Consider the following 8,871-nt stretch of genomic DNA (forward strand, 5'->3'; position numbering starts at 1 on the left):
AGCCTAGGGCCGCATCTCGTACGCGCCGTCGTACCCGGCGATCTGCTCCCACACCCGGTCGAACCGTTCGGGGTCGACCGCGGGCTTGCGGATCGCGCCGATCGCCCACTCCTGTTGCGCCTCCGTCGACGACGGCTTGCCGTGCAGAGCAACCGCGTACCTGGAGAAGTCGCGGATCTGGAAGTCGAAGATCTGCTCGAGCAGATCACGGTCGAGACCGACGATGTCGGCCTGTTCGAGGATCAACTGCCCGTAGACGATCAGCTCGAACAGATGCCCGACGGTGAGCAGAAAGTCCAGGTCCTTCTGCTGCCCGGCGTCCGGAGCCGCCGTCGCGAGCAGTTCACGGAGCTCGAGTGCCTGCTCCTGGAACCGTGCGACGTTGGGGATGTCGGCATGCTCGTCGAACACCCGGGTCCAGTCCTGGAACTGCACGCTGCCCGCACCCCGGGTGGGTCCCTGCGCCCAGAAGAACGCGTCGTCGGCGGGGTCGGTGCGGGTGGCGACATCCGGATACGACGCCGGATCGAACAGATACTTCGGCATGAACTTGAGGATCAGCGCGACGTTGACGTGCACGGTGCCCTCGAGTTTGGGCAGGGTGCCGATCAGTTCCGCGGCCTCCCGGAAGTAGGTGTCCTTCTCGTAGCCCTTGGCGGCGATGACGTCGTGCAGCAATGCCATCACCGTTTCGCCCTCCGAGGTGACCTTCGCCTTGGTCATCGGGTTGAACAGCAGATACCGGCGATCCTCCGGTCCCGCGCTACGGAAGTAGTCGACGGCGCGGGCGCTGAACAGTTTCATCGCGATCAGCCGGGCGTAGGCGTCCACGAAATTGGCCCGCACGTGCGGGAAGTCGGTGACCCGCTTGCCGTAAAGAACCCTGTTGTGAGCGTGCGTGATCGCCTCGAAGAAGGCGTGCTCGCAGATCCCGATCGAGGCCGTGCACAGGTTGAACTTGCCGACGTTGACGGTGTTGAGCGCCGCCGAGAACGCGTCCGCCCCGGTGTGCAGGATGTCCTCCGCCCGCACCGGATAGTCGCGCAGCGCGAACGTGCTGACGTACATCTGCCCGTGCACGACGTTGTCGATGAGGCGGTAGTGCAGGTGCCGGCTGTCGACGACGAAGAAGACGTAGCCGTCGGCGCCTTCGACGTCGGTGCGGCGGCCGAACACCGACACCATGCCGGCGACGTTGCCGTTGCCGATGTAGTACTTGGTGCCGTTCGCGCGGAACGCGGCCGTGCCGTCGGCCGTGTCGGCACAGGGGGTGAGCAGCATGTCGGTCGAGTAGACGTCGGCGCCGTGCTCGCGCTCGGACAGCCCGAACGCCATGACCCCGCCGGCGTCCAACTGGTCGGCCGCGCGCCGTCGGGCCGTCGGGTTGTCACTCATCCAGATCGGCCCGAGCCCGAGCACCGTCACCTGCCACAGGTACCAGTAGGACAGCCCGTAGAACCCGAGGATCTCGCTCAGCGCGGCATTGCGCGCGGCATCCCACCGCTTGTTGGGATCACCGTTCGCCTCGGCGGCCGGGGTGAGGAACGTCGCGAACAGGCCCTCCCGCCCGGCGAAGTCCATGAAGTCCCCGGTCCACACCGCATGCAGGTCGTCCTGCAGCAGCCGGAGTTTGCCCCGGGCCTCGAACCAGTCGATCGTCGCGCGCAACAGCCGGCGCGTGTTCGGATCGAAGTCCTTCGGGTCGTAGTCGTGCGGATTCAGCAGTAGCTCGCCCACTGTCATCACCCTCCGGGGAACGGAAGCGGCACCCCGTGGAGGGGCTCACCGTCCACTCTCCCCGAGACCCGCCGCGTGCGCGGACGTTCTCGTGAAGCAACTGGCCGTGCGGGCCGGGGCGCGCTTGTGTCGTAGATCACTCGATGCTACTTTCTGACACAGCGAGACAGTTTTGTTCCACCGTCCCAAAGCAGACAGGGAACTACCGATGCCGCTCGACTTCGACGCCGCCATCCGCGAGGCGGTCCCGATGCCCGTCGACACAGAGTCCACCGCGGACTCACCGCGACTGGGCCCCGATTCACTGATCTGGAAGTACTACGGCGACGTGCGCGGACTACTGGGCTTCCAGCGGCTGGCCGGGACCGAGAACTGCATCGAGCAGCTCGGCAAGGCGGTCGAGGACCACTCGGTGATCTTCTCCGACACACTCGGCCGGGCCCGCCGCAGCGGGCCACCGATCATGAAGACCGTCTACAGCGACGACCCCCACCACTGGGGCCGCACGGTCCGCGACTTCCACAAGCCGATCAAGGGCACGATCAGCGACGGTTCGCGCTACCACGCACTCAACCCCGAACTCTTCTACTGGGCGCACGCGACCTTCGTGGACCAGGTCCTGTACATCACCGACACCTTCATCCGGCGGCTGTCGTACGAGGAGAAGGTGCAGATCTTCGAGGAGGGCCGGATCTGGTACCGGATCTACGGGGTCAGCGACCGGAGCCAGCCGCAGACCTACGAGGAGTTCCTGGAGTACTGGGACCAGATGCTCGACCGGTTCGTGCCGACGGCGACGATCCTCTACGCCACCGGGTACATCCGCAAGGGAGTCCCCGGGCCACGACGGATCCCCGGGCCGGTGTGGAACGTGCTGTCCGCCCCGATCAACGCCTTCATGCGCACCGTCGTCGTCGGCACGCTGCCTCCGCAGATGCGCGAGGTGTGCGGTCTCGACTGGAATCAGCGCAAGGAGAGGCGGTTCCAATGCTTCGCCGCCTTCTCGCGCCGCATCAACCCGCTCGTCAACCGGCTTCCGCTGCGCGCACTGTACCTGCCCTGGGCGTACGACGCGTGGCGCCGGGTCGGGATCGACCCCCGACCGCTGATGAACTCGCTGGGCCAAACCGCCCCCGCCCGCTAGGAGATCCCGTGCGCACCAAGCAGTTGGCATCACCCCCGGCCGGCAGCGGCCTCCGTCCGATCAACGGCACCGGCGATCCGGGAGTCATCGAACTCCTGCGGTTCTTCCGGAACCCGGTTCGGCTGGTGGCCCAGCGCCGAGACGCCTTCGGGGACATGACCTACATCAATGCGTTCGGCCAGAAGTTCGCCGTCCCACTCACTCCCGACGGCGCCGAGTCGGTGGCCGCGAACCGGCAGAAGGCGCTGGCCGCCGAGCCGGCGTGGGGATTCCTCATCGGGCCGTTCTTCCGCCGCGGGATCCTGTTGATGGACTTCGAGGAGCACCGTCACCACCGACTGATCCTGCAGCAGGCCTTCAACAACAAGCATCTGCGCGGCTATCTGGACGACATGCAGCCGATGCTGCGCGACGGCGTGCGGAACCTGCCCGTCGGCGACGACGTACTGATCCTGAACCGTTTCAAGGAACTGACCCTGGACCTGGCCCTGGAGATCTTCATGGGGTTGGATCTGCCACGCGCGGAGGCGGATCGGATCAACAAGGCGTTCATCGACTGCGTCAACGCCGGAATGTCCCTCGTCCGCAGGAACATCCCCGGGACGAAGTGGTCCCGCGGACTGGCCGGCCGTGCCGTGCTCGAGGAGTTCTTCCGCGCGCACCTGCCGGCCAAGCGCGCCACCGAAACTCCGGACCTGTTCTCCGTGCTGTGCCGGGCGCGGTCCGAGGAGGGCCACACCTTCACCGACGAGGACGTGGTCAACCACATGATCTTCGTCCTGATGGCCGCGCACGACACCTCCACCATCACACTCACCACGATGGCGTACTACCTTGCCCTGCACCCGGAGTGGCAGGACAAAGCCCGTGCCCAGTCCCGCACACTGCCACGCGACATCACGTACGACAACCTGCCCGAGTTCACGGTGCTCGACGCCGTCATGAAGGAGTCCCTGCGACTGAACTCGCCGGTGCCCGGTCTCGCCCGACGAGCGTTGGAGGACACCGAGATCGACGGACACTTCGTCCCGAAGGGCACGTATGTCAGTGCGATCGGGATGGTCAACCACCACAACCCCGCGCTGTGGACGGACCCCGAGCGGTTCGACCCGGACCGCTTCTCCCCCGAACGCGCCGAGGACAAGTCCCACCGGTACGCGTGGATGCCGTTCGGCGGCGGCGTCCACAAGTGCATCGGTCTCTACTTCGCGCAGATGGAGATCAAGACGATCATGCACAACCTTCTGCTCGAGTACGAGTGGTCCGTGCCCGACGGCTACACGTGGAAGCTCGACAACACCACCCTGCCGGTTCCGAAGGACCGCCTGCCGGTGACGCTGCGGGCGATCTGACGATGGATATGCTGACCGGTGATGACCACGCGCCGCGCTCCCACCGCACTGCCCGCCGCCACCGCGGAGCAGGCCATGCTCGACGCCGCGCGGGAGGAGTTCGAGCGCTACGGGATTCGCCGCACCAATATGGACGACGTCGCCAAGCGTGCCGGGATCAGCCGCAGCACCCTCTACCGACGGTTCCCGAACAAGGATGCGCTGGTCGAGGTGCTGATCCTGCGCGAGGCGGGGCTGTTCTTCGATCAACTCGACGACCTGGCCCGCAATCTCGACCCGGCGCAGGCCGTGGTGGAGTGCTTCGCCCGGGGAATCCAACTGACCCGCGAGATCCCGCTGATCGGACGGATCCTCGAGAGCGAGCCGGAGATGCTGGTCGAGGTGACCTCCCGCACAGCGGGGGCCCCGATCGCGGTCACCGCCGCTCGGGTCGCTGCCACGCTTCGCCACAGCGGGGCGGCGATGCCCGAGGAGGATCTGCTCGCGGCGTCCGAGATCCTCATCCGCATCGCGATGTCGCTGATGCTGCACCCGCACGGACAGCTGGACACCACCGATCCCACCGCGGTGCGCCGCTACGCCCAGAGGCACCTCACCCGACTGGTGTGGTGACCACGGTCCGCACGCGTGCGGGTGCGCCGTGCTGACCGCCGCCCTGAGGGACGACCTGCTGGCCCAACTACCCGCCTCCACCGAGTTATCTTGTGCCACCGCCCCGTTCACCGGCGAGCCGCTGCCCTCCGTTCCGCAGACGTCCGCCGAGTCGGTCACCGCGGCGGCAGCGCTCGGCCGGTCCGCCCAGCCGGGCTGGGCGGACCGGCCGATCCGGGAACGGCAGCGGATCGTGGCCCGCTTCGCCCGCCTGCTGGTCGACCACCACGACGGACTGTGTGACCTCATGCAGTGGGAGACCGGGAAGGCTCGCGTGCACGCCGCCGTGGAGGTGCAGGGTGTCGTCTCCACCGCGCTGCACTACGCCGCGCACAGCGCCGACTATCTGGGTGAACGCCGGGTCCGGGGCGCCGTGCCGGGGCTGGTCTCGGCCCACGTCGGCTACCGGCCAAAGGGACTGGTGGGAGTGATCGCGCCGTGGAACTACCCGCTGTTCCTGGCCGCGGGCGACGTGATCCCCGCACTGCTCGCCGGTAATGCGGTGCTCAGCAAGGCCGACTCGCAGGCCCCACTGACCCTGCTCTACGCCCGCCGGTTGGCGGTGCGCGCCGGAGTGCCCGACGGGGTGTGGCAGGTGGTGGCCGGACCCGGCCGCCGGATCGGGCCCGCGCTGGTGGAAGAAGTGGACTACGTGAGCTTCACCGGGTCGACGGCAACGGGCCGCGAGATCGCGCGGCGCTGCGCGGATCGGCTGATCGGCGCCTCACTCGAGTTGGGCGGCAAGAACCCGATGATCGTGTGCGCCGACGCCGACCTCGCGGCCGCCGCACGCGGCGCAGTGCAGGCGGCCTTCTCCAACGCCGGACAGATGTGCATCGGCATCGAACGGATCTACGTGCACGAGAGCGTGTTCGACCGGTTCGTACGCGAACTGACCACGTGCACCGAGCGACTTCGGATCGGCGCCGGGTACAGCTACGACATCGACATGGGTTCGCTGACGTCCCACCGCCAACTCGAGGCGACCGAGAAGCACGTCGCGGACGCCCTCGCGAAGGGCGCGACCCTCGTGACCGGAGGCCGGGCGCGCCCCGACCTCGGTCCGCTGTTCCACGAGCCGACGGTGCTCACCGGTGTGACGACCGATATGGCGGTGTACGCAGAGGAGACCTTCGGCCCCCTCGTCTCCGTCTACCCGGTGGCATCCGAAGTGGAAGCGCTGCAACGGGCCAACGAGGGCGAGTACGGACTGAGCGCGAGCGTGTGGACCCGCGACGTGCGGCGCGGGCGCCGGATCGCCGCCGAGGTGGTCGCGGGCTCGGTGAACGTCAACGACGGCTACCTGTCCGCGATCGCGTCACTGGGCGCCCCGATGGGCGGTATGCGGGCCAGTGGGACCGGCCGCCGGCACGGGCGCGAGGGCGTCGTCCGCTACACCGAACCGCAGACGGTCACCACCCAACGGATTCCGACCGCCTATCCCGACCGATTCCGCGGCACCCTGCTGGCCGCGATGAACACCGGCACCCGTGCCCTGCTCGCAGTGCGGCACCGATCATGAGGAGAGCCATGCGCATCGTCGACGAGGCCGCCTCGGCCCGGGTGTTGTGGCGGGCCGGCATGGTGCCGCGCCGACCCCGGGCGGCCGCGGTCGGGGCTCGTGCCGTGGCGCGACTCGGACCGTTCGGTGGACTCGCGGCGTTCGGCGCGGCCGTGTTCCCGGACCGCGTCGCGATCGTCGACGACCGGGTCCGGTTGACGTTCGACGAGTTCGCCCGGCACACACACCGTCTGGCACACGCGCTGCGCTCGCGGTTGACCGGACCGCGGCCGGGGATCGGCATCCTGTGTCGCAACCATGCCGCCGCCGTCGTCGCGCTGTGTGCGGCGTCGGCCGCCGGGGCCCGTGTCGTGCTGCTCAACTCCGACTTCGGACCTCGTCAGGTGTCCGAGGTCGCCTCCCGGGAACACCTGGACGCGATCATCCACGACGAGGAGTTCGCCCCAGCCGTCGACGGATTCGACGGGCCGCGCTGGTGCGTGTGGACCGAGGATCCCGACGCCGTGAGTTCGCTGTCGGTGCTGCTGGCGGATGCCCCGGACACCCTGCCGCCCAGGCCGCCACAACCGGCCTCGCTGGTGATCCTCACCAGCGGCACCAGCGGCACCCCCAAGGGCGCACCGCGCGGGGATTCGCCGACCCTGTTGCTGCCCGCGGGTCTGCTGTCGAAGATCCCGCTACGCGGAGGCGAACGGGTCCTGGTGGCGGCGCCGATCTTCCACGGCTGGGGCCTGCTGATCGCGACACTGACGCTGACCCTCGGGTCGACGCTGGTGCTGCGGCGACGATTCGACGCGGGACAGGCGCTGCGCGACCTGCAGACCCACCACTGCGCCGCCCTGATCGCGGTGCCGACCTTGCTGCGCCGGATGCTCGATGTGGTCGACGCGGTGCCCGCCGCCGACCTGCCGGCGCTGCGGATCGTCGCGAGCGGCGGCGCCCGGCTGGACGCCGCCCTCGTCGCGCAGGTCGCCGACGCATGGGGTCCGGTGCTGCACAACCTGTACGGCTCCACCGAGGCCGCCTACATCAGCATCGCGACGCCCGCCGACCTCGCGGTCGCTCCCGGATGCGCGGGAATCCCCCCACGCGGCAACACCGTTCGCATTGCCGGCGACGACGGCGGCCCGGTCCCCCACGGCACCGAGGGCCGGATCCTGGTGCGCACCCCGAGCCAGATCGAGGCATACACCGACGGCACCCGCAAGAGCGGCGCGGACGGATTCCTCGACACCGGCGACCGCGGCCACTTCGACACTGCGGGCCGGTTGCACGTCGCGGGCCGATCCGACGCGATGATCGTCTCCGGCGGCGAGAACGTCTTCCCGGAGGAGGTCGAGGTCGCGTTGCTCGCGCACCCGGCCGTCACCGACGCGGTGGTCACCGCCGTCCCCGACTCCGACTTCGGGCAGCGACTGCGCGCCTATCTGGTGTGCGCCGGGAGACTCGACGAACGAGCGGTCCGCGACTATCTCGCGGCCGAACTCCCCCGCTCCCGGATGCCGCGTGACGTCGTGTTCGTCGACGCGCTGTCCCGCGGGTCGTCGGGAAAGGTGTTGCGCCGCACGCTCGACGAACTGAAGGAAGGCCACTCGTGAGAAGAACCGACATCACAGGTCGCATCGTCGTGGTGACCGGCGGAGCGCGGGGCATCGGCCGGGCGACCGCAGCGGCGCTCCGCGACGCCGGCGCAGTGGTCGCGATCGGCGACATCGACGAGACCGAGGTACGCCGAACCGCCGACGCCGTCGGCGTTTTCGGCGCGGTCCTCGACGTCACCGACCCCCGTTCGGTCCAGTCCTTCCTCGCTCGCGTGCAGTCGACGCTCGGCCCGCCGTGGGGCTGGATCAACAACGCCGGCGTGATGCCGCTGGGCCCACTACTCGACCAGGACGATGCGATCGTCGACACCGTGGTCGACGTCAACCTACGCGGGGTGGTGCACGGCACCCGCGCCGCGGGACGGGCAATGAGCGCGTCCGGTGGCGGCCGGATCGTCAACATCGCCTCGATCGCCGGGTGTATCCCGGTGCCGGGCATGGCCGTCTACAACGCCACGAAGGCCGCGGTGCTGTGCTTCGGCGACGCCGCGGACGCCGAACTGGCCGCGTACGGCGTGCGGGTCGGCACGGTGCTGCCGACGTTCACGAGCACCGGGCTGCTCGCCGGTACCCATCCCGGACGGTTGATCGCACCGATCGCGCCGGAACAGGTCGCGCAGGCCGTTGTACAGACCCTGCGGACCGCGAGCCGCCGCGCAGTCGTGCCGGGACGGCTGTCCGGGGCGCTGCTGTGGCCACTGTTCCCGCGACCGGTCGCCCACCTGTTACGGCGGGCGACCGGACTCGAGCGGGTGTTCCTGGACGTCGACGCCGGACGCGCCGAGTACGACGCCCGGATCAAACGCTGATTCGAGCGGCATCCCCGCATACCCACAGTGGCCGCCCACCCCGTCAGGGGTGGGC

7 protein-coding genes are annotated in these 8,871 nt (G+C 69.0%); 6 read left to right on the forward strand and 1 reads right to left on the reverse strand.

Annotated features, from left to right (window positions below):
• Nucleotides 1-3: 3 nt before the first annotated feature.
• Complete coding sequence (locus tag AC1RIF_RS07075) at nt 4-1,743, reverse strand: acyl-CoA dehydrogenase family protein (RefSeq protein WP_492600644.1); 1,740 nt, start codon at nt 1,741-1,743, stop codon at nt 4-6.
• A 202-nt stretch (nt 1,744-1,945) separates the two neighbouring features.
• On the opposite strand from AC1RIF_RS07075, the gene AC1RIF_RS07080 reads away from it, so the two are divergent.
• The 6 genes from AC1RIF_RS07080 to AC1RIF_RS07105 are packed head-to-tail and all read left to right on the forward strand — an operon-like array spanning nt 1,946 to nt 8,816.
• Complete coding sequence (locus tag AC1RIF_RS07080; protein WP_492600645.1) at nt 1,946-2,881, forward strand: oxygenase MpaB family protein; 936 nt, start codon at nt 1,946-1,948, stop codon at nt 2,879-2,881.
• Nucleotides 2,882-2,889: 8 nt separating this feature from the next.
• On the forward strand, nt 2,890-4,233 hold the full coding sequence (locus AC1RIF_RS07085; protein WP_492600646.1) for a cytochrome P450: 1,344 nt from the start codon (nt 2,890-2,892) through the stop codon (nt 4,231-4,233).
• A 21-nt stretch (nt 4,234-4,254) separates the two neighbouring features.
• Entirely contained in the window at nt 4,255-4,845 is a 591-nt protein-coding gene (locus tag AC1RIF_RS07090; RefSeq protein ID WP_492600647.1) for a TetR/AcrR family transcriptional regulator, read from the forward strand.
• Nucleotides 4,846-4,873: 28 nt separating this feature from the next.
• Nucleotides 4,874-6,406: a succinic semialdehyde dehydrogenase gene (locus tag AC1RIF_RS07095; RefSeq protein ID WP_492600648.1), complete on the forward strand. Its 1,533-nt coding sequence runs from the start codon at nt 4,874-4,876 to the stop codon at nt 6,404-6,406.
• Between the two features lie 8 nt (nt 6,407-6,414).
• The gene (locus tag AC1RIF_RS07100) at nt 6,415-8,004 is read left to right on the forward strand and encodes an AMP-binding protein (RefSeq protein WP_492600649.1); all 1,590 of its coding nucleotides are present in this window, start codon (nt 6,415-6,417) and stop codon (nt 8,002-8,004) included.
• Complete coding sequence (locus AC1RIF_RS07105) at nt 8,001-8,816, forward strand: SDR family NAD(P)-dependent oxidoreductase (protein WP_492600650.1); 816 nt, start codon at nt 8,001-8,003, stop codon at nt 8,814-8,816. The genes AC1RIF_RS07100 and AC1RIF_RS07105 overlap by 4 nt, the downstream gene beginning before the upstream one ends.
• The last annotated feature ends 55 nt before the right edge of the window (nt 8,817-8,871 follow it).

The sequence above is a fragment of the Prescottella sp. GW823-FHT02E09 genome, assembly GCF_058797375.1.

Coding starts and splice junctions, on each gene's coding strand:
- AC1RIF_RS07075 (WP_492600644.1), bottom strand. CDS start 1,743: ATGACAGTGGGCGAGCTACTGCTGAATCCGCACGACTACGACCCGAAG.
- AC1RIF_RS07080 (WP_492600645.1), top strand. CDS start 1,946: ATGCCGCTCGACTTCGACGCCGCCATCCGCGAGGCGGTCCCGATGCCC.
- AC1RIF_RS07090 (WP_492600647.1), top strand. CDS start 4,255: ATGACCACGCGCCGCGCTCCCACCGCACTGCCCGCCGCCACCGCGGAG.
- AC1RIF_RS07100 (WP_492600649.1), top strand. CDS start 6,415: ATGCGCATCGTCGACGAGGCCGCCTCGGCCCGGGTGTTGTGGCGGGCC.